Source organism: Actinoallomurus spadix (assembly GCF_024055725.1).
GTDB lineage: Bacteria > Actinomycetota > Actinomycetes > Streptosporangiales > Streptosporangiaceae > Actinoallomurus > Actinoallomurus spadix.
This window is the reverse complement of the sequence record NZ_JAMXMX010000016.1, coordinates 59,347-80,060: the sequence shown is the minus strand read 5'-3', so window position 1 is coordinate 80,060 and position 20,714 is coordinate 59,347. Positions and strand designations below refer to the sequence as shown.

The window sequence follows — 20,714 nt, the reverse complement described above, 5'->3', positions numbered from 1 at the left end:
GTGGAATCGCTCACGATCAGGCGCGCAGGCGGCGGACGGCCTGCCGGGCGCCGGGGATCCTCTTGATCGCACGCCGCAGCAGCGTGCCCTGAGAACCGGCGCCTTTCCTCCCCCGTGGCTCGGCGGCTTCGTCCCCGGCCGCGCGGACGCGAACGCTCAGCCTGCCCTTCTCCGTGCGGTACGGTGCCAGGCGGCCGCGGCGGTCCGTCTTCTCGCCGCCCTCCAGACGCCGCTCGACGGTCCATCCGCCGGTGTCCAGCCGCGCGACGAAGTCCCAGACACCGGGCGTCAGCTCCGGGCCCGCGTCAGGGTCGACCACGGCCTCGCCGGACATCGCGAACGGCTCGGACGACGTGACCGTCACCGGCAGGAGATGGTCGGCCGAGTCCGCCCGGCGCCGGACGTAGAGGTCGAGACGGCGCCCCTCGGCGGCGGCGTCGAGCACCTCGGCGGGAACGGGCAGCGGCACGTGCGGCCGCCACCGGCCGTCGCGTACGGCGAACGGCGTGCCGTCGGCGTGGACGAGACGGGCGGTGAACCGCACGACGAGCCGGGTGCCGTCCCAGCGCAGGCCGTCCACGGCCGTGGCGAGGGTGACGCCGCGTTCCGTTTCGAGGAGGGCGCACAGGTCGTCGTACGCGTCGGCGCGCAAGAGCGCGGCGCGGACGCGCATCCGGAGCGGCAGCGACCGGTCGACGCCCTCACCGAAGCGCTCGGTCACCAGCCGCCGGGCCTCGTCATAGACGGCGCGGCGGTAGTCCGGCGGAGCGTCCAGGAGGCTCTTCTCCCCGAGCCGCTTGAGGATCTTCCCGCGGTACCAGTGCGCGTAGTAGCGCGCGCGGTCGGGACCGGGCACGACGTGCTCGTCGACGATGTCGAGGACCTCCCGCAACGCGCCGTAGTAGTGCACGGGGTCGGGCAGGGTACGGGAGTAGCTGCCAGGGCGCCGGACCCAGTGGCAGCACGGATAGTCGGCGAGCACCGAGATGACGCCGGCCCGGAAGTACGCCTTGAGGACGAACCGGTGATCCTCCAGCCGCACCGGTCCCTCCGGGAACCGGAGCCGGTGGGCGTCGAGGAACGACCGGCGGAACAGCTTGTGCGGCGTGAGGATGCCGTACAGCGCGTCGCCGAGCACATCGGCGCGGTCGCGCGAGCGCCGGAACATCGCGCGGGGCACCGTACGGCCGTGGCCGACCATCTTGCCGATCACGATGTCGGAGTCGTTGCGAACCGCCATCGCGTGCATGCGCTCGAGCGCCTCGGGCCCCAGCCAGTCGTCGTCATCGAGGAAGTAGACGTAGTCGCCGCGGGCCGTGTCGATGCCGGCGTTGCGCGGGCCGCCGGGACCACCGCTGGGCGGGAGGTGGACGACCCGGACGCGGTCGTGCTCGGCGGCCAGCTCGTCGAGGCGCTTCTCGGTGCCGTCGTCGGACCCGTCGTCCGCGAAGATCACCTCGTAGTCGTCGAGGGTCTGGCCGAGGACGGACTCGACGCACCGGGACAGGTCGTCGCCGGTGTTGTACACCGGCACGACCACGCTCACCTTCACCGCGTCAGCTCCAGCGCGGCGCGCACCGCCGGGGCGAGCAGGTGCTCGTCGCCGGGGCCGACGTAGAGCCACTCGTCGACCTCTCCGGTGGCGGCCAGCTCGCCCTCGTAGTCCGCGGTGTAACAGGCCATCCGGACGCGGGTGCCCGGCGGCTGGTCGTGCGCGGGCGCCTCGACCACTCCGAGCGACCGGAAGGTGCGCCGGTCGAGGCGGACGCCGAGCTCCTCGCGTACCTCGCGGGACAGCGCGGTCCAGTCGTCCTCCCCTGGCTCGCGCTTGCCGCCGGGCAGGTAGAGCCGGTCCCGGGCGCGGGCGCGGACGGCGAGGAGCCGCCCCTGCGACATATGGACCCATCCCACGACATCGAGCACCCGCTCATCCTGCCAGGACTCGCCCGAACCCGCTCGTCACCGTCCGTCTCGCCCGGAGTCAGGGCAGGGCGCCCGCAGCCGGAGGTCAGGGCCGGGCGCCCGCCGGAGGTCAGGGCACGTCGCCCGCCGGGGGTCAGCGCAGGGCGCTGCCCTTGACCCAGTCGGCCCAGGACAGCTGCCAGTAGCCGTAGCCATTGTCCGATTCGAGCTCGCGATCGGTGCCGGTGACCTTGACGATGTCCCCGCGGTTCGACAGGTCGTAGAACCACTTGGCGAAGGAGGGCGGGGCGTTCACGCAGCCATGGCTGACGTTCTCCCGCCCCTGCGAGCCGACCGACCAGGGTGCGGAGTGGACGTACTCGCCGCTGGAGGAGATCTGCACGGCCTGGTAGACGGTCAGACTGTAGTAGTTCGGGTCGCTCTGGTCCGTGACGCCCATCCAGCCGGACGTCATCGTGACCGGGCTCTGCTTGCCCATGACGGCGTGGACGCCGTTCGTGGTGGTGTACTTGCGCTCACCGCCCTTGCCTGCGCTGATCGGGACGGTCTTGACCGTCCGCCCGTCGACCGTGACGGTCATCCGGTGGGTCTTCACGTCGACGGTGCTGACGTGAGAGTCGCCGATCGTGAAGGAGCGGCTGTAGTCCTTGGTGCCGTAGGTGTCCTGGGCGCCGCGGACACCGGCGAGGCGCGCGGTGAGCGTCACGGTCTGGTGGGGCTGCCAGTAGTCCTTGGTCCGGTAGACGGCCTCCTGGTTCCCGAACCAGTGCCAGGCGCCCTCGGCGGGCCTGGTCGAGGTGACGCGCAGCGCCCGCTCGACGTTCGCCTTGTTGTAGACCGGGTCGCTGAACTTGACGATGAGCGGCATGCCGACGCCGACCGTCTCCCCGGGCATCGGCGTGATGTCGGCGATGCCGAACGTCCGCTCCGGGGTGAGCGTCTGGAAGGCGCTGGTCGCCGTGGTGGTCTTGCCGCCGGAGTTCCTCGCGGTCGCGGTGACGGTGTACTTCGTCGCCGGCGTGAGGGTTCCGGCCGACGTCCACTGGGCGTGACGCTTGTCGTACGTCCCGGCGACCCGCCCGCCGGCGGACCGTACGGTCACGTCGCGCAGCGTGCCGTGGGCGGCCTTGACGACGACGGGCTGGTCGGGCCGGCTGCCGGCCGCGCCGTTCGCCGGCGTGATCGTGACCGTGGCCGGCGAGGACGAGCCGCCCAGCCCGCATCCCGCGGACAGCAGCAGCGTCGCTCCGGTCACCGCGAGCATCACTCGGGGCTTCACCGTGAACCTCTCCCTCTACGGACGATCGTTTGTCCGGAGCCAGATGCCCCCATACGGGGAGATGTCACGCGCGCCAGGATGGTTCGCCGCGATGGTGGATCGTCGACGATCCGTCGCGCCGGGAACGGTCAAGCGGGAACGGTCAAGCGGAGACGGTCAGGCGGGGACGGCGGTGACGCGGCTGACGCAGCGCTGGAAACCCCACACCGAGATCAGCACCGCGGTCGCGCCGAGGAGGGCCACCGCCGCGGTCCGCACCCACAGGTACGTGCCGATCGACTGGCTGAACAGCAGCCACAGGCTGACCGCGGTGTTCAGCGTGAAGGTCAGGGACCACAGCAGCGAGATCCGCAGGAAGAAGCGGCGGACGCGGGCGTGCGCGAGGAACGCCTCGGGCAACGGCACCAGGTCGGTGGCGACCTTGGCGGCGAGGGGACGGCCGAGCGGCACCGAGGCGAGGAAGGAGACCGCGACGAGCATCGTGCCCAGGGTCGGCTGCAGGAAGTAGACCACGGCGCTGCCCGTGACGGCCGCGAGTGCGGCGCGGGCGGTGACACCGAGCGCCGCGAGCAGCAGCGTGCCGGGCACCGGCCTGCGGCGCAGGACACGGACGAGGATTCCGCCGTACACCCAGGCCACCGCGGTCACCAGCGCGCCGTTCAGGCCGAGGACGACGAGCCCCGCGTAGAACAGGACGACAGGGGCGATCATGCCCTCGACGACCCTGGGCAGCGCGTGCCGGAGGAGAGCGGTCAGGCGGGGGATCTCGAACCGGTGCGGTGTTCCCATAGTGCCGGGCGACTCCATGGTGCCGGGCGACTCCCGAACGTTCGACTTCACGAAGACCCCGCCCACGCTACGTCAAGATCCCCACCGGTTCGGCCGGTTCCGAGACGGCGCCGTCCCCGGTCCAGGCCGTCGGCACCGGCACTCCGGACGGCAGCGAGGGACCTTCGCCCCTGCCCTCGCGGTCGTACCCGCGGGAGCCTCATGGGTAGGAGGCACACCTGTAAAGGGGAGGCAGAGATGCGAACGGAAGAGCACTGGTCCGTGGAGCTGTTCCTCGACGAGGAGGACGGCCAGACGCGCGCGGAGGCGCGGCTGATCGCCAGGGACGCCGAGAGGGTGCGCGGGCACGGACGGGCACGCTGCAACCCCGCCGACTGGGACGTTCCCGAGATCGGCGCGGAACTCGCGGCGTCACGGGCGCTGTCCGACCTCGCCCATCGGCTGCTCGATCTGGCGGCGACCGACATCGAGGCGGTGACGCACGAGCACGTCCGGCTCAGCCGCTGATCAGAATTCGATCACGATCACGCTTTCACTCGCCCGAAAGATCTCTATCATCCGAGTGGGTTGACTCGGAGAAACCGGGAGAGTGAATGCGTAGGAGAAGACTGACCGCCGTCCTGGCCACCGCCGTCGGCGTCCTCCTCACGGGCACGGCCGCCCACGCCGACGCGGGGCCGGGATCGGCGGGCATCGGCGACCCCTACTATCCGGACTACGGCAACGGCGGCTACGACGTCGCCCACTACGGCCTGGAGCTGAAGTACCGGCCCTCCGACGACCGTCTCGAGGGCACCGCCACGATCACCGCCCGGGCGACGCGGGACCTCACCCGCTTCGACCTGGACTTTCTGCTCGACGTCTCGTCCGTCACGGTCGACGGGCGGCCCGCCCGGTTCACGACGTCCGGCGCCCACGAGCTGGTCATCACCCCGGCGCACGTCCTCCGGCGGGGACGCCCGCTCACCGTCGTCGTCCGCTACGCGGGCGTCCCGTCGACGAAGAAGTACAACGACTACGTCGGCTGGGCACGCACCCCGGACGGCGCGGTGGCCGCGCAGGAGCCGGAGAGCGCGTGGTGGTGGTTCCCGAGCAACGACCATCCACTCGACAAGGCCACGTACGACATCGGGATCACCGTGCCGCAGGGCCTGCAGACGATCAGCAACGGCGTACCGACCGGCTCCCGTACCGCGAACGGCTGGACGCGATACGGCTGGCGTGAGACCCGGCCGCAGGCGACGTACCTGACCACGCTCGCCGTCGGGAGATTCGACGTCCACCACTCCCGTACGAAGAACGGCCTGCCGGTCATCACCGCCTACAGCCCGGACCTGCCGGCCGACCGGGCGGCGGCGGCCCGGACGAGCGTCGAGCGCACCGCCGAGGTCGTCGACTGGGCGAGCGGGATCTTCGGCCCTTACCCGTTCACCGCGCTCGGCGGATACGTGCCGAACGTGACCTCCCACTTCGCCCTGGAGACCCAGACCCGGGTCTTCTACAGCCCGTACGGCTTCCGCAACGGGCCCCGGCCGTACCTCATCGTGCACGAGAACGCCCACCAGTGGTTCGGGGACAGCGTCTCACTCGCCCGCTGGAGCGACATCTGGCTGAACGAGGGGTTCGCGACGTACGCCGAGTGGCTCTGGTCGGAGCAGCACGGTGAGGGCACGGCCGCCGAGCTCGCCCGCACGACCTATGACTCCTATCCGGCCGATGACCCGTTCTGGCAGGTCAAGCCGGGCGACCCCGGGCCGGGCGAGAACCAGTTCGCCGACGCCGTCTACGACCGTGGCGCGATGGCCCTGCAGGCGCTGCGGGCGAGAGTCGGCGACCACGCGTTCTTCACGATCCTGCGCACCTGGGCCGCGCACAAGAGGTACGGCAACGGGACGATCCCGGAGTTCATCGCGCACGCCGAGCACGTCTCCGGGCAGCGGCTCGGCGCGCTGTTCCAGACCTGGCTGTACACGCCGGGACGGCCGGCCGCGCCGCCGCAGCCGACCGCGACTGCGGCGCGGCCGAAGTCCTGGTCCCAGATCCGGCAGGCCCACGCGGCGCTCCACCCGCCCGCCTCCCGCGGCTGATCCGGCGGAGCCGGGGCGGTCCTGTGCCGAGGGTTCTCGTCGTTCCGGCGACGCGGATCCTCGGCGCCGACCGCCACCCCGCGCCGGAGACGCGGGGTCGAAATCCGCCGCGACGAGTGGAACCGACGGTATGTCGCGCTCGTCTGAGCGCTCACGTGTGCATTCAACCGCGTATGTGGACGATCTCAGACGAGGAAACGGGGTACATCCGTGCGCAAGCGCCGGGCCGCATGTCTCACAGTGCTGCTCGCACTGACCGTGTCGAGCGGATGCGGGAGTTCGGGGACCTCCAGCAAACCGTCGGCGTCGCCGACCGCCGCCGCCACCTGGAAATACACGACGCTCGACCTCGGGATCCCGGACAAGGTGCTCAAGGCACCCGTGACCGGCCGGGTCCCGGACGGTCAAACGCTCCACGTCGGCGTCACGCTGAAGGTCAGCGACGACGTGTGGAAGAAGTACGGGCACGGCAAGAGCCCGTCGCAGACCGCTGGTGACGTCGGCAAGGAGCTCGGCGTCAGCGATGCGACGATGCAGAAGGTCCAGGCCTACCTGAACAGCGCCCACATCCAGGCCAAGACCAGCAGGACGCGGACGAGCGTGACCTTCGACGTGAAGGCCGGGCAGGCCGCACAGCTGCTGCGGACCTCTTTCGTCACGCACCGGCTGAACGGCCGCACCTACTTCACCCCCGACCCGAACCACCCGCCGCAGATCCCCGAGGCGCTCAAGCCCTACATCCTGGCCGTCACCGGCCTGGAGAGCTACAGCATGGCGCCCAGGGCCCGCGGAGCACTGGGCGCCGCGGCGCCCGGGCGCGCCCTGCCGGCGCGCGCGGCCCGGTGCATCCAGCGGTTCCCGCAGCGGTTCGCCTCCCACGACCGGGTCGCCGCCGCGTACGGCTACAACCAGCTGTGGAACCAGGGCTGGCACGGGGAGAACATGCGGGTCAACCTCGTCGAGATGGACGGGTACGACCGGAATGACATCGCCAACTACGTCGCGTGCACCGGATCGCACATCCAGCTGAGCAGCGTGAACCTGGGCGCCACCGAGCCGGCGGTCGGCGCGGAGGCCACCCTGGACATCCAGATGCTGGCGGGCCTGGCCCCCAACCTCACCATCGTGGACTACCAGGAGGATCCCGCGCTGCTGAACACCGGCAACGGCGCGGACTCCTGGACGGCGCTGAACAACGCGCTGCAGCGCATCATCGACGAGAACTACGACAAGTCCAAGAGCCCCCCGGGCAGCATCGTCAGCATCAGCATGGGCGGCCCGGAGGGCTACCTGTCCCCCGGGATCATGCAGTCGATCGACCAGAGCCTGCGCATCCTCACCGTCGCCGAGAGGATGACGGTCTTCATCTCGAGTGGTGACTGCGGGGCGTTCGGCGACCGGGTCTACGGCTCGCTCGACGTGTCCTTCCCCTCGACCTCGCCCTACGCGGTCGCGGTCGGCGGCACCCGCCTGGGCTTCGCGCCGAACGGGGCCCGCACGCAGGAGACCGTCTGGTCCGACCGGTCGAACCTGTCCCGGTGCGAGAACCAGTGGGGCAGCGGCGGCGGTGTGAGCAAGTTCTACCAGCGGGCGCAGTTCCAGCAGGCGCCCGGCGCGGACAACCGGTATTCCACCACCGGTGGCCGTGAGGTGCCGGACGTCTCCGCGGTCGCGATCGACCTGCCGATCTACTACCGGGGCCGGTGGGTGTCGTCCGGCGGCACGAGCGCGGCGGCGCCGATCTGGGCGGCCGGCATGGCCCTGGTGAATCAGGGACTGCTCACGCGCGCCCACATCTTCTGCTTCGGCCCGGACACCCTCTACCACGCGCTGAACGTGGCCGGCGGCAACAAGCCGTACACCGACGTCGTCGCGGGCAACAATCTCTACTACCCGGCGACGGCGGGCTTCGACCTGTCGACGGGAATGGGCAGCCCCAACCTGCCGGCCCTCTTCAACACGCTGATGGCCAACCCGGGCTGACCCGAGCCGCGGCGCTCCCGGCGCGGCCTGACGGTGGAGCCGTGACGGTGGCGGCCCGGCACGCGAGACCGCGCGCCGGGCCGCCACCGTCACAGGTCCGGGTCGGTGTCCTTGGCGCTCGCGACGGGCCGCAGCGGCTTGCGCAACGGAACGATCATCATGCTGAAGTCCGCCGCCGCGATGACGCGATGCTCGATGTCGGTGACCCGGCACTCCACGACGATGAGCTGGCGGCCCGCCTTGAGGACCTGGGCGCGCGCGTAGACCTGGTCACCGTGCGGGCGACCGAGGTACCTGACGTGCAGGTCGGCGGTCACGAGGCTCTGCCGGCCGGGTTCGAACCCGCTTCCCCGCGCCGCCGCCGTGCCCGCCGCCACATCGATCAGCGTGGCGATGGCGCCGCCGTGCAGGTTGCCGGTGCTGTTGAACGCCTGCGGCCGGATCGGCATGGACAGCACTGCGTGATCCTCGCCGAGCTCGACCATCTCCAGGCCGAGCAGGTCGTGCAACGGCGTGTCATGCCGCAGCGCCGTCCGGAGGGACTTCTGGTCCGACTCCGGCAGGTCGACGATGCGGACCGTGCCGCCCGGCCCCTGCGGCCGTCCCGGCACCGGACCGGACGCCGCCGATCGCCCGGCCGGATCGGCCCGCCCGATGTTCTGCGATTGATCCGGCGTCGCCGGCCGTTCCTGCGGCAACTCCGCTTGCTCGGCCATATGACTCCTTCGACTCGCACCTGATCCGCCGGTTCGAGTTTACGGACAGTCACGCGTTTCCAGCGGGATCGCCGCCCCGGTGCCGCCCTCATCAGCGTCATCACCGACCCGGACTCCACCGGAACCACGGAGAGTGACCTGAGCGGAGGATAAGCCGACGTCGCGCCGCAGGTCCGGATCGTCCAGGTCGAGGCGCCGGCGGACCGCGCGCACCGCGTCCGCGTTGATCTTCCCCTTGCGGTAGAGCCGGTCCAGTCTCTCCCGCTGCGCCCGGATCAGGTCGCGCCGCAGCGCGATCAGGTCGGCCGGCCCCTCTTCCTCCACGTCACCGTCCAGCTCGGCCCGGACGCGCCGGAGACGGTCCTCGTACAACTGCCGGTACGTCTGCGCGGCGCGTTCGTCGACCTCGTCCCTCTCGACGAGCGTGTCCAGCCGGTCGAGCGCCGCCTCGAGCACCGCCCGGCGGGCGGCCATCTGCTCGAGGCGCTGCCGGTCGGACTCGGCCAGCCCGAACCTGCGCAGGATCACCGGCAGCGTCATCGCCTGGCCGACGAGGGTGACGAAGACGATCGCGGCGGTGAGGAAGACCATCTCCTGCCGGCCGGGCAGCGGCGAGCCGCGGACGGTCCCCGGCATGGACAGCACGATCGCCAGCGAGATGGCGCCGCGCATGCCGCTCCAGCCGATCGCGAAGCGCTCCCTCGCGTGGAGGTGGCCGACCTCGAGATGACGGCCCGGCAGGTACCGCCCGAGGGGGAACACCCACAGCGACCAGGCGAGGCGTACGGCGACGATGATGGTCGACACGACGAGGACGGCGATGATCAGCTGTGACGGCGAGTGGCCGGTGATCTCGCGCATCACCGGCCGGATCTGCAGGCCGAGGAGCACGAACAGCGCCGACTCGAGGAGGTAGACGAGCACCCGCCAGAACATCTGCCCCACCAGGCGCGACGCCGGCTGCAGCATGCCCTCGCCGCGCGTGCCGAGGAAGAACCCGGCCGTGACGGTCGCGAGGATCCCCGAGAAGCCGAGTTCGTCGGCCGGCACGAACGCGAGGTAGGGCGTCAGCAGGGACACGACGATCTGGCTGCTCGGGTCGCGGATCCGCCGCCGCAGACGGGCGACGATGAAGCCGACGAACAGGCCGTACGCGACTCCGCCCACGACCACCTCGGCGAGCCGCGCCGCGCCGTGCCCGAACGTGTAGGAGTGCGTCAGCCCCTCGACGGCGAGGACGAACACCGTGAGCGCCACGCCGTCGTTGATGAGGCTCTCGCCCTCGAGGATGGTCACGATGCGGCGCGGCGCGCCGACGCGTTGCAGGATCGAGGTCGCCGAGACGGCGTCGGTAGGGGCGACCGCGGCGCCGAAGGCGATGGCCGCGGCCCAGCTCAGGCCGGTCACGACCGCGTGCGCCGCGCCCGCCGCGGCGAACGTCGTCACAGCGGTCAGCACGACCGCCAGCGTGATGATCGGGACCGCGTCCGCCTTGGCCTCCCGCGGCGCGGTGAAGAACGCCGCGTGGTACACGATCGGGGGCAGGAAGCCGATCAGCACGACCTCCGGGGGGACGTGGACCTGCGGGATGCCGGGGACGAATCCCATCACGGCGGCCAGCACGACGAGCAGGGTCGCCTCCGGTAGCCCCAGCCGGCCGGCCAGGTTGCGGGCGAGCAGCACCACGACGGCGAAGGCCAGCCCACCCAGGAAAAGCGACATCGGACCCATGTCGCCCACTCTTCCCCAAATCTCCGAGGACGCCCCCGCAGGGGCCGTGCGGGACGTCACAATGTGAGAACACGGGACCGCAGGCCGATGTAATTAGCGTATCGTCGTACGCTAATTACTCCAGGACCGTGACGCCCGAACGGGAGTCGAAGTGCTCTTCAGCCATGACACCGAACACGCCCTCCAGATCGTCGTCGATCTGGTCAACACCGGGCCGCCGGCCACCACGGCCGAGCACCTGCCCGACCTGCCGAGCCTTCAGCGGTTCGTCGAGGTCAACCGGCTGAGCGACGCCCGAGACCTGGACGCCGACGACCTCAGCGCCACGCACGGCCTCCGCGACCGGCTGCACGAGGTCTTCCGCACGGCGGACGACAAGGAGTCGGCCGTGCGGCTGATCAACGCGATCATCGCGGAGGCGCGCATCTCGCCGCGTCTGACCGACCACGACGAGTGGGACTGGCACGTGCACTACTTCGCGCCGGGCGCACGCCTGGCCGAGCATCTCGCGGCCGAGGGCGGCATCGCCCTCGCGTACGTGATCGCCGCCGACGAGCTCGACCGCCTGCGCGTGTGCGAGGCCCCGGACTGCTCCCGGGTGCTCGTCGACCTGTCCCGCAACCGCTGCCGGCGCTACTGCGACAGCCGCACCTGCGGCAACCGCATGCATGTCGCCGCCTACCGGGCGCGCCAGCGTGAGTCCGCGGCCCGCTGATCACCGGCGGGAGTCCGCGGCCCGCTGATCCCCCACGGGGGCCGCGCCGGGTCCGCTCCGCCGGGGAGCCGCGTCACGTCCGCCGGACCTGACCGGAGCACCGGCCCGCCGGGGGCCGCGCGGGTCAGAGCGGGCGGCGGTGGGCCGCGGAAGCGTCCGCGCCGCCCGTCGCGGGACCGGTCCGGCCCGGCTCTCCGGGGCCGCGGCGCAGCGCGGCCACCGCGTCGAGGGCCCGCCGGGCGCCGGCGGCGTCGTGTACGCGGAAGACCCGGGCGCCCAGCCACGCCGAGACCCCCAGCACCGCCATGGTCCCGACGCCGCGCTTGCCGACCGGCCGGCCGAGCGTCTCCCCGATGAAGTCCTTGTTCGACACGGCCACCAGGACCGGCCAGCCGGTGGCGGTCAGCTCACCCAGCCGGCGGGTGATCTCGAGGGAGTGGCGGGTGTTCTTCCCGAAGTCGTGGGCGGGGTCGATGAGGACCGCGTCGCGACGCACCCCCAGGGCGACGGCCCGCTCGGCCTCGGCCGTCACGTGCCGGATCACGTCCGCGACCACGTCGTCGTAGGCGACACGGTGCGGCCGGGTGCGCGGGCGCAGCCCCCCGGCGTGCGCGCAGACCAGCCCGATGCCGTACGCGGCCGCCACCTCGGCCAGCCGCGGGTCCGGTCCGCCCCAGGTGTCGTTCAGCAGGTGGGCTCCCGCCTCCGCCACCGCCTCGCCGACCTCGGCCCGCCACGTGTCGACGCTGACGATGACGCCCGGGTGCCGCTCGCGCACCGCCGCGACCAGGTCGACGACCCGGCGGAGCTCCTCGGCGACGCCGACCTCCTCGCCGGGACCGGCCTTGACGCCGCCGATGTCGATGATGTCCGCGCCGGCCTCGGCCGCCGCGCCGACCGCCGTCAGGGCGGCGTCGAAGGCGTACGTCGCCCCCCGGTCGAAGAAGGAGTCGGGGGTCCGGTTGACCACGGCCATCACCGCGAAGCGGCCGAGCGTCCGCCCGCCGAGCCGCAGCGGAACGAGGTCCCGGCCCGTCGCCGCCGCGCCGGCCTCCGCGGACGCGGGCTCCGGTGCCTCCGTCTCCCGGAGACGCGCCCCTCCCTCATCACGCACCACGACATCCTACGCGGGCGGTCCGCCGGCGTGATCCGGCCGCCGCGCGCGCCGGTACGGGGGACGCGGCTGTCACGTCGGGCCGCTATCGCCATCACCCGGTGGTGCGGCTAACCTCTGGATTCACACGAAACGGGCAAAGCCCCGTGAGCTTGGAGGTTCCGCTGACAACGGCGCTCATCACCGGGATCACCGGGCAGGACGGCTCGTACCTCGCCGAGCATCTGCTCGAGCAGGGGTACGAGGTGTGGGGCCTGGTCCGAGGACAGGCGAACCCGCACGTGTCCAGGCTGCGCAAGCACATCGGTGACGTGCGGCTGGTGCACGGCGACCTCCTGGACCAGGGCAGCCTGATCTCCGCCGTGGAGAAGGTCCGGCCCGACGAGGTCTACAACCTCGGCGCCATCTCCTTCGTGCCGATGTCCTGGCAGCAGGCGGAGATCACCGCCGAGGTCACCGGGATGGGCGTGCTCCGCATGCTGGAGGCGATCCGGGTGGTGAGCGGCATCAGCGGCTCCCGTACGCCCGGCGGCGGCCAGATCCGCTTCTACCAGGCGTCGTCGTCGGAGATGTTCGGTCAGGTGCGCGAGACGCCGCAGAACGAGCGGACGCCGTTCCACCCGCGCAGCCCCTACGGCGTCGCCAAGACCTACGGCCACTTCATCACCCAGAACTACCGCGAGTCGTACGGCATGTTCGCGGTCAGCGGCATCCTGTTCAACCATGAGTCGCCGCGCCGGGGCGCGGAGTTCGTCACCCGCAAGATCTCCCTCGGCGTCGCGCGCATCAAGCTCGGCCTGGCCCGCGAGCTCCGGCTGGGCAACCTGGAGGCCCGGCGCGACTGGGGCTACGCCGGGGACTACGTCCAGGCGATGCGGCTGATGCTCGCCCAGGACACGCCGGAGGACTACGTCATCGGCACCGGCCGCACCCAGTCGGTGCGCGAGCTCGTCGAGCTGGCGTTCAGCACCGCCGGCCTCGACTGGCGGGAGCACGTGGTCGCCGATCCCGGCCTCACCCGTCCCGCCGAGGTCGACCTGCTCTGCGGTGACCCGAAGAAGGCGCGCGACACGCTCGGCTGGGAGCCGAGCGTGTCCTTCGAGGAACTCGTCGCGATGATGGTCGAGTCGGACCTGGCCCTGCTGGCGCGTTCGGACCGCCCCGAGGACGAGCCCCTCAGCTTCGACCACTGGTGACCGGCCGACTCAGGGCTTCCGGCCGGAGCGTGCGAGTATGCGCGGTATGACGAATGCGACCTGTGCCCACGTCTCCACGCTGCCGGACCCGGCCCCTCAGGCGCGGACCCCGGAGGGATGCGAGGACTGCCTGCGCTCCGGTGGCCGCTGGGTCCACCTGCGCCTCTGCCTGACCTGCGGGCACGTCGGCTGTTGCGACTCCTCCCCGAACAAGCACGCCACCGCGCACCACCATGAGACCTCCCACCCGATCGTGCGCTCCTTCGAGCCGGGTGAGGACTGGCGCTGGTGCTACGACGACGAAGTGATCCTTTGAACCTCAGGCTGTCGGAGGCCCGTGGTCGCTGGGTGCTGTCCGCCACGGTCCTCGGCTCCAGCCTCGCGATGCTCGACTCGACGATCGTCAACGTCGCGCTGCCGCGCATCGGCGCGGAGTTCCACGCCTCCGTGGCCGGACTGCAGTGGACGGTCAACGCCTACACGCTCACGCTCGCCGGGCTGATCCTCCTCGGCGGGTCGCTCGGCGACCGGTACGGCCGCCGCCGGGTCTTCACGATCGGCGTCGCGTGGTTCGCCGTCGCCTCGGCCCTGTGCGGCCTCGCCCCGAACACCGGCGTCCTCGTCGCGGCCCGTGCCCTGCAGGGCGTCGGCGGGGCGCTGCTGGCCCCCGGCTCGCTCGCGATCATCCAGGCGTCGTTCGCGCCGGAGGACCGGCCGCGGGCGGTCGGCGCCTGGTCCGGCCTCGGCGGCGTCGCGGGGGCGATCGGCCCGTTCCTCGGCGGCTGGCTCATCGCCGCGGCCGGCTGGCGCTGGGCGTTCCTGCTGAACCTCCCGCTCGCCGCCGTCGTCATCCTCGTCGCCGCCCGGCACGTCCCCGAGAGCCGCGACGAGACCGAGCACCGCGGCTTCGACGTCCTCGGCGCCGCGCTCGCGGCCCTGGCCCTCGCCGGCGTGACGTACGCCCTGACCGAGGCGCCGGAGAAGGGGGTCTCCCCGGCCGTCGTCGCCGCCGCGGCCGTGGTCGGCGTCGCGGCGGGAGCGGCGTTCGCCGTGGTCGAGCGGCGCAGGTCGGCCGGGCACGGTCCGAGCGCCATGCTGCCGCTCGGGATCTTCCGGTCCCGCCAGTTCACCGCCGTCAACGTGGTCACCTTCATCATGTACGGCGGGATGGGCGTCCAGTTCTTCCTCCTCGTCGTCGAACTGCAGGTCGTCGCCCACTACTCCCCGATCGTCGCCGGGACGGCGCTGCTGCCGGTGACCGTGCTGATGCTGCTGCTGTCCTCCCGGGCGGGCGCGCTCGCCCAGCGCGTCGGGCCGCGCGTCCCGATGACGGCCGGGCTGGTCCTGGCCGCCGCCGGGATGCTGCTCACTCTGCGCATCGGCCCGCACGCCTCGTACGTCGCGGACGTGCTCCCCGCGGCCGTGGTCTTCGGGCTCGGCCTGTCGGCCTCGGTGGCTCCGCTGACCGCGACCGTGCTGGCCAGCGCCGACGTACGGCACGCCGGCGTCGCCAGCGGCGTCAACAACGCGGTCGCCCGCGCGGCCGGCCTCCTCGCCGTCGCGGGCGTCCCGTCCGCGGTCGGCCTCACCGGGAACGCCTACGCGAACCCGCGCATCTTCGACCACGGGTTCCACACCGCCATGACCTTCGCCGCCGCGCTCCTACTCGCCGGCGCGGCGCTGACGTTCCTCACCGTTCGCGACGACGCCCTCCGCCCCGGCCGGGCCACCGCGCAACCCGAGTGCGACGTCAACTGCGCGGTCGGCGCGCCGCCCCTCGAACCCGGCACCGCCACCGCCGAGCCCGCCTGAGCGCGGACCGGGAACGGCGGCGGCGCGGAAGGCGCCCGTCAGCCGCGGGACTTGGCGAAGACGAGGAAGTCCCGCGCGACGGGGGTGAGCGGGCGGCGGGCGTGGACCAGGCCGATGGTCGCCATGATGGGCGGGGCGAAGGAACGCACCGTGACACCGTCGGCGGCCTCGACCTGGTTGCGGTACCAGAGAAGGGAGCCCCGGCCCGCGCGTACCGACGGCAGCCACGAGCCGCGGTCGTCGGACTCGACCGCGGCGACCGGCGCGACGCCGAGGCGGGTCAGCAGCGCGTCCAGCTCGGCTCGCCGCGCACCGCCCGGGGCGGGCATGATCAGCCGCATGCCGTCGAGCACGGCCACCGGGGCGGGATCGCGGATCCGCAGGGTGGACGGGCAGATCAGGACGATCTCCCGCTGTTCGAGCGGATGGGCGGCGAGGTCACCGGGGACCGGCAGGTCGGTCAGGGCCAGATCCGCCCGGCCGTCCCGGATCACCGCGCCGACCGCGTCGCGGCCGTCACAGCGGATGACCCGGACCCGTACGGCCTGCTGGTCGCGCGCGAACTCCGGCAGGAGGCGGGCGGTCAGCTCCGGCTCGAGGGTCAGGGTCGAGGCGACCCGCAGCTCCCCCGTCCGGCCGCCCGGGCGGCCGCCGGCCGGCGCGGAGCAGACCGCGGTGATCGCGTCCACGGCACGCAGGGCGTCGCGGGCGTAGCGGACGATCTCCTCGCCGGTGTCCGTCAGCGCGACGCCACGGCCGGCGCGCGCGAACAGCTCGACGCCGAGCTCACGCTCCAGGTCGCGGATCGCCCGCGACAGTGCGGGCTGCGCGACGAACAGGGCCTGCGCCGCCGCGGTCATCGTCCCGTGGTCGGCGGTCGCGACGACATAGCGCAGCTGCCGCAGATTCATGCCACGACGGTATGACAAGGCGCCGGATTGGTCGTTGACATAGCCGGAATTGGCCTGGACTTCCGGTGTTGCCGAAGTTTTCTCGAGCCGGTCAGATGATCATTTCAATGACCGGCGGATTTCACTCCGGCCGCTACGGCAGCTCCGCCCCGTAGACGCGCTTGACGACGTCGAGGTGCTGCCACGTCTCCCCGACCCATACGCCGGGGACCGCGCGGACCGCCTCGAGCGTGCTCAGCAGCACGTCCCGGGAGGTCGCGTCGATCCCGCAGAGCAGATCATGACGGCCGAATCCGGTCACCACATAGTTGACGCCGGGCAGCGCGGCGATCCGCGACGCGGCCGCGCCGATGTCGGAGGACACCCGGACCCCCAGCCCGGCCAGCTCACCGGAGCCGAGCGCCTGGGAGTCGACGATGCCCGTCACGTGGATGATCCCGGAGCGCATCAGGCGTACGGCGCGGGCCCGCGTCGCCGCCTGCGAGAGACCCACGACCTCGGCCAGCCTCGTGTACGGGGTGCGGCCGTCCCGGGTCAGCTCGCGCAGCAGCCGCCAGTCGATCTCGTCCAGCGACACGTCGGGCAGCTCGGTCACGACCGAGTGCGCGTCCTTGACGACCGTCGTCACGCGGAACACCTCGATACCGCGGACTCCGGGCAGCGCGCGCACCGCGTCGACCTCCTCGACGAGCGCCGCGTCATCGCGTACGCGCAGCTCCGCGACCACGGGGTGCGCTCCCGCCGCCAGGGCGGCGAACCACGTCGCGGCCCGGCGGGAGACCGCCTCGGCGACCTGGCGCGCCGGACCGTCGACGTCGACCGCCAGGTGACCGATCGCTCCGGTCCCGACCACCGACGCGTGCACGATTCCCACCACGCGCACGATCCCCGAATCGAGGAGGTGCTGTACGCGCGTGCGCACGGCCGTGCGGGACAGCCCTACACGGTCGGCGAGCGCCTGGAAGGTGGCCCTCCCATCCCGCTGCAGCTCGCGTACGAGCACGGCGTCGACCGCATCGAGCACGGGGTTCCTCCTGGGGATGTATGGTCCTGCAGTTGTTTGCATGATCATTTCATTAGTGACGTGTTCGTCGCGAAAACGAAGCGTTGTTCGTGTTTGTTCGCTGAAGGACCACGAATGTGTCGGCGAGGGGGGACGTGGGTGCCGAAATCGGCGCGTGGCACGATCCGTCGGCATGGCAACGTCCACGATCATCTCGTCGGTAGTCGCGAACCAGTTCCCGCCGTATTCGCGCGACGCTCGTCACATGCGCGCCGGGCGGTCGCGCTCGGCAAGCGACGGCGTCATCCCGTGCGCGGGGTGATGGGAGCGTCCGCTCATCGGCCAGGGCCCGGGGCGGCGTGACACGCAGGACTCTGAACTGCATGAATGCCTCTCAGCGAGGGAATGCGCCCCCCGCACCCGGCCAACCGGGCCGGAGGCGGCGCCGGATCCGCAAAGTGCGGTGGGACAGCTCAGAGGTCAAGTGTTCCATGGGGAAATGACGGGGGGTCAATGCCCCTGGCAGGAAAGTTTCCTGCCCAGGAACGGGCCGGAGCCCGGCGGCCGGACCACTCCGATCCGACGGGATGGGGAGCTCTTGACGCACCGCTTCCACTCATGGTCGCCGACCGTGGCCCGCCGGCGCCGCCCACCCCCCGATCATCCGGGCGGCCACCCGCTCCGCCCACCGACCGGCCACCCACTGACCGGCCGGCCGCCGGTCGCCCACCCGCCGGCCGGCGGACCGATCCAGGGCCGCCGGACCTTCCGGCCATCCCATTGAACCGGGCACTCTGGGGTATCCCCGACAATGGACGGCGGCCTTCCTCGTGCCGATGATCCCCGAGTTCCGGATGGTGTAGAACAACGTGCGCCTGCTGAACGGTGAGCGACCGGCCCATGACCTGACCTACAACGACGTTTTCATGGTTCCCCGGCGTTCGGACGTCGGGTCCCGTCTCGACGTCGACCTGTCGACCGCGGACGGCAGCGGTACCACCATCCCCATCGTCGTCGCGAACATGACGGCGGTCTCCGGCCGGCGCATGGCCGAGACGATCGCCCGGCGCGGCGGCCTGGCGGTCATCCCCCAGGACATCCCCCTCGACGTGGTCTCCGACGTCATCCGCTGGGTGAAGACCCGGCACCTCATCGTCGACACGGCCATCAAGCTCGGTCCCGGCGACACGATCGGCGCCGCGCTCGGCCTGCTGCACAAGCGGGCACACGGCGCGGTCGTGGTCGTCGAGGACGACCGCCCCGCCGGGGTCGTCACCGAGGGCGACTGCATGGGCGTCGACCGGTTCACCCAGCTCCGCGAGGTGATGTCGCGGGACGTCCTCACGCTCCCCGACGACATCGACCCGCAGAAGGCGTTCGAAATCCTGCACGGCCGCGGCCACCGGCTCGCCCCGGTGATCGACGGGCAGGGCCGGCTCGTCGGCGTGCTGACCCGTACCGGCGCGCTGCGCGCCACGCTCTACCAGCCCGCCGTCGACGCGGACGGCCGCCTGCGCGTCGCCGCCGCCCTCGGCGTCAACGGCGACGTGGAGGAGAAGGCCGGCGCGCTGCTCGACGCCGGCGCGGACGTACTGGTCATCGACACCGCGCACGGGCACCAGGAGAAGATGCTCAGCGCGCTGCGGCGGGTCCGCGCGCTCGATCCGCGCGTCCCGATCGTAGCGGGCAACGTGGTGACCGCCGAGGGCGTACGCGACCTGGTCGAGGCGGGCGCCGACATCGTCAAGGTCGGCGTCGGTCCCGGGGCGATGTGCACGACGCGGATGATGACGGGTGTCGGCCGCCCGCAGTTCTCCGCGATCGTGGAGTGCGCGGCCGAGGCCCGCCGGCTGGGCCGGCACATCTGGGCCGACGGCGGTGTCCGTCACCCGCGCGACGTGGCCCTCGCGCTCGCTGCCGGAGCCGCCAACGTCATGATCGGCTCGTGGTTCGCCGGGACGTACGAGTCCCCCGGCGACGTTCAGCGCGCCGCCGACGGCCGGCTGTACAAGGAGAGTTTCGGCATGGCCTCCGCCCGCGCCGTCCGGCTCCGCACGTCCGAGGACTCCCCGTTCGACCGCGCCCGCAAGGCGCTGTTCGAAGAGGGCATCTCGACGTCGCGGATGTACATCGACCCGCAGTCCCCCGGCGTCGAGGATCTGCTCGACACGATCATCGCCGGGCTGCGCAGCGCCTGCACGTACGCGGGCGCGCGGACGCTGGAGGAGCTGCACGAGTACGCCCTGGTCGGCGTGCAGAGCCCGTCGGGCTACGCGGAGGGCAAGCCACTGCACGCCAGCTGGTAGATCCCCGATCCGCGGGCCGGGCCCCGCATCGGCCTCCGCCGTCAGGGCACGTCCGTGATGGGTGGATCATAGAGGTGATGTCTAGGCGAGGACGGTGACATGCCCCGCATCGAGGGGTTCGAGGCCTACCGCATGACGATGCCCCACGGCCGGCGGCCGGAGAGCATCGTGGTGCGGGTCTGCGACCAGGACGGCGCCGTCGGCTGGGGCGAGGTCGCGGCGTCCGACGCCTGCTGGGCCGACATCGAGGAGCGCGTCGGCCCGGCGCTCCTCGACCTCGACTGGGAGCTGCCGGAGGAGGTCGTGGACGTCGGCGGACTCGGCGGCCACCCGGCCGCCTCGGCCATCGACATCGCCTGCTGGGACCTGTGGTGCCGCCGTCAGGGCACCCCGCTCGCGCACGCCCTCGGCGGCACCCGCACCTCGATCGTGGCCGGCGCCCGCCTCACCGCCGAGCCCATGCTCGACGTGCTGCTCACCCGCGTGAACCGTCTGGTCAGCGCCGGTTATGCCCGTGTCACGCTGGCCGTGCAGCCCGGCTGGGACATCGAGCCCGTACGGGCCGTGCGCCAGGCGTTCCCCGCGCTGGCCCTGCAGGCCGACGCCGGCGAGGCGTACACCGAGGAGGCGGCGCACCTGTCCGCTCTGGAGGCCCTGGACGCGTACGGGCTCCTCGCGATCGAGCGGCCGTTCACCGGCGCCGACCTCGCCGCCCACGCCCGGCTGCAGCGCGCGATCGAGACGCCCGTGTGCCTGGACCCCGCGGACCTGGACACGGTCGACGCGGCGATCGCGATCGGCGCGGGCCGGATGCTCGGCCTGCGGATCTCACGCCTCGGTGGCCTCACGGCCGCGCGCGGCGCCCACGACCGCGCCCTCGCGTCCGGCTGGGACGCCTGGTGCGGGGGCGCGGCGGGCTTCGGCATCGGCCAGGCGGCGGCCGTCGCGCTGGCCGCGCTGCCCGGCTGCGACCTGCCCAGCGACGTCAGCGAGACCCCGTCCCAAACCGCCGTGGTCTCCCCGCCGGTCCGCGCCAACGGCGGTGTCGTCGCCGTCCCCCTCACCCAGCCGGGCCTCGGCCACGACATCGACTCCGCCCTGGTCACCCGCCTGTCCCGTAACACCCTCCGCATCCCCGCCTGACCGACC

General features: G+C 72.2%; 18 protein-coding genes. 9 read left to right on the top strand and 9 right to left on the bottom strand.

The features are described from left to right. Window positions 1-16: 16 nt before the first annotated feature. The 4 genes from NE235_RS23500 to NE235_RS23485 form a co-directional block, all read right to left on the bottom strand. Window positions 17-1,552 (bottom strand): glycosyltransferase family 2 protein, encoded by a 1,536-nt coding sequence (locus NE235_RS23500; protein WP_252806519.1) that lies wholly within the window; start codon window positions 1,550-1,552, stop codon window positions 17-19. Next, window positions 1,549-1,923, bottom strand: coding sequence for an NUDIX hydrolase (locus NE235_RS23495; protein WP_252806516.1), 375 nt, complete (start codon window positions 1,921-1,923; stop codon window positions 1,549-1,551). Before NE235_RS23495 ends, NE235_RS23500 begins: the two co-directional genes overlap by 4 nt. Before the next feature lie 133 nt (window positions 1,924-2,056). After that, a complete protein-coding gene (locus NE235_RS23490; protein ID WP_252806514.1) occupies window positions 2,057-3,202 on the bottom strand; it encodes a L,D-transpeptidase in 1,146 nt (381 codons plus the stop codon). A 156-nt stretch (window positions 3,203-3,358) separates the two neighbouring features. Continuing rightward, window positions 3,359-4,042, bottom strand: a complete 684-nt coding sequence (locus tag NE235_RS23485; protein ID WP_252806513.1) for a VC0807 family protein — start codon at window positions 4,040-4,042, stop codon at window positions 3,359-3,361. 186 nt (window positions 4,043-4,228) lie between these two features. On the opposite strand from NE235_RS23485, the gene NE235_RS23480 reads away from it, so the two are divergent. The 3 genes from NE235_RS23480 to NE235_RS23470 all read left to right on the top strand — a co-directional run bounded on the left by NE235_RS23480 (window position 4,229) and on the right by NE235_RS23470 (window position 8,061). Then, window positions 4,229-4,498: a DUF1876 domain-containing protein gene (locus NE235_RS23480; RefSeq protein WP_252806511.1), complete on the top strand. Its 270-nt coding sequence runs from the start codon at window positions 4,229-4,231 to the stop codon at window positions 4,496-4,498. Between the two features lie 86 nt (window positions 4,499-4,584). Then, window positions 4,585-6,078, top strand: a complete 1,494-nt coding sequence (locus NE235_RS23475; RefSeq protein ID WP_252806509.1) for a M1 family metallopeptidase — start codon at window positions 4,585-4,587, stop codon at window positions 6,076-6,078. A 240-nt stretch (window positions 6,079-6,318) separates the two neighbouring features. Continuing rightward, a complete protein-coding gene (locus tag NE235_RS23470; protein ID WP_252806507.1) occupies window positions 6,319-8,061 on the top strand; it encodes a S53 family peptidase in 1,743 nt (580 codons plus the stop codon). An 89-nt stretch (window positions 8,062-8,150) separates the two neighbouring features. Here the strand turns inward: NE235_RS23470 and NE235_RS23465 are convergent, their stop codons facing one another. Next, on the bottom strand, window positions 8,151-8,777 hold the full coding sequence (locus NE235_RS23465; protein WP_252806505.1) for a PaaI family thioesterase: 627 nt from the start codon (window positions 8,775-8,777) through the stop codon (window positions 8,151-8,153). A 39-nt stretch (window positions 8,778-8,816) separates the two neighbouring features. Further along, window positions 8,817-10,499 carry a Na+/H+ antiporter gene (locus NE235_RS23460; RefSeq protein ID WP_252806503.1) on the bottom strand — a complete coding sequence of 561 codons (1,683 nt, stop codon included), beginning with the start codon at window positions 10,497-10,499 and terminating at the stop codon, window positions 8,817-8,819. A gap of 160 nt (window positions 10,500-10,659) precedes the next feature. Here NE235_RS23460 and NE235_RS23455 point away from each other — a divergent pair, with 160 nt between their 5' ends. Beyond that, window positions 10,660-11,223 (top strand): CGNR zinc finger domain-containing protein, encoded by a 564-nt coding sequence (locus tag NE235_RS23455; protein ID WP_252806501.1) that lies wholly within the window; start codon window positions 10,660-10,662, stop codon window positions 11,221-11,223. Between the two features lie 124 nt (window positions 11,224-11,347). Here the strand turns inward: NE235_RS23455 and folP are convergent, their stop codons facing one another. After that, window positions 11,348-12,199 carry a dihydropteroate synthase gene (gene folP, locus NE235_RS23450; RefSeq protein WP_252806677.1) on the bottom strand — a complete coding sequence of 284 codons (852 nt, stop codon included), beginning with the start codon at window positions 12,197-12,199 and terminating at the stop codon, window positions 11,348-11,350. A gap of 284 nt (window positions 12,200-12,483) precedes the next feature. On the opposite strand from folP, the gene NE235_RS23445 reads away from it, so the two are divergent. Genes NE235_RS23445 through NE235_RS23435 form a run of 3 tightly spaced genes read left to right on the top strand, consistent with a single transcriptional unit; the run spans window position 12,484 to window position 15,345 of the window. Then, window positions 12,484-13,533 carry a GDP-mannose 4,6-dehydratase gene (locus NE235_RS23445; RefSeq protein WP_252806500.1) on the top strand — a complete coding sequence of 350 codons (1,050 nt, stop codon included), beginning with the start codon at window positions 12,484-12,486 and terminating at the stop codon, window positions 13,531-13,533. A gap of 46 nt (window positions 13,534-13,579) precedes the next feature. After that, complete coding sequence (locus NE235_RS23440) at window positions 13,580-13,849, top strand: ubiquitin carboxyl-terminal hydrolase 14 (RefSeq protein WP_252806498.1); 270 nt, start codon at window positions 13,580-13,582, stop codon at window positions 13,847-13,849. Then, complete coding sequence (locus tag NE235_RS23435; RefSeq protein ID WP_252806496.1) at window positions 13,846-15,345, top strand: MFS transporter; 1,500 nt, start codon at window positions 13,846-13,848, stop codon at window positions 15,343-15,345. Before NE235_RS23440 ends, NE235_RS23435 begins: the two co-directional genes overlap by 4 nt. 38 nt (window positions 15,346-15,383) lie before the next feature. On the opposite strand, the gene NE235_RS23430 is transcribed toward NE235_RS23435, so the two are convergent. Beyond that, window positions 15,384-16,256, bottom strand: a complete 873-nt coding sequence (locus NE235_RS23430) for a LysR family transcriptional regulator (protein WP_289849082.1) — start codon at window positions 16,254-16,256, stop codon at window positions 15,384-15,386. Between the two features lie 133 nt (window positions 16,257-16,389). Beyond that, the gene (locus NE235_RS23420; protein ID WP_252806494.1) at window positions 16,390-17,280 is read right to left on the bottom strand and encodes an Lrp/AsnC family transcriptional regulator; all 891 of its coding nucleotides are present in this window, start codon (window positions 17,278-17,280) and stop codon (window positions 16,390-16,392) included. Between the two features lie 848 nt (window positions 17,281-18,128). On the opposite strand from NE235_RS23420, the gene NE235_RS23415 reads away from it, so the two are divergent. Both NE235_RS23415 and NE235_RS23410 read left to right on the top strand, forming a co-directional pair. Then, window positions 18,129-19,565, top strand: coding sequence for a GuaB1 family IMP dehydrogenase-related protein (locus NE235_RS23415; protein WP_252806492.1), 1,437 nt, complete (start codon window positions 18,129-18,131; stop codon window positions 19,563-19,565). A 99-nt stretch (window positions 19,566-19,664) separates the two neighbouring features. Continuing rightward, entirely contained in the window at window positions 19,665-20,708 is a 1,044-nt protein-coding gene (locus NE235_RS23410) for an enolase C-terminal domain-like protein (RefSeq protein ID WP_252806490.1), read from the top strand. Window positions 20,709-20,714: the final 6 nt, after the last annotated feature.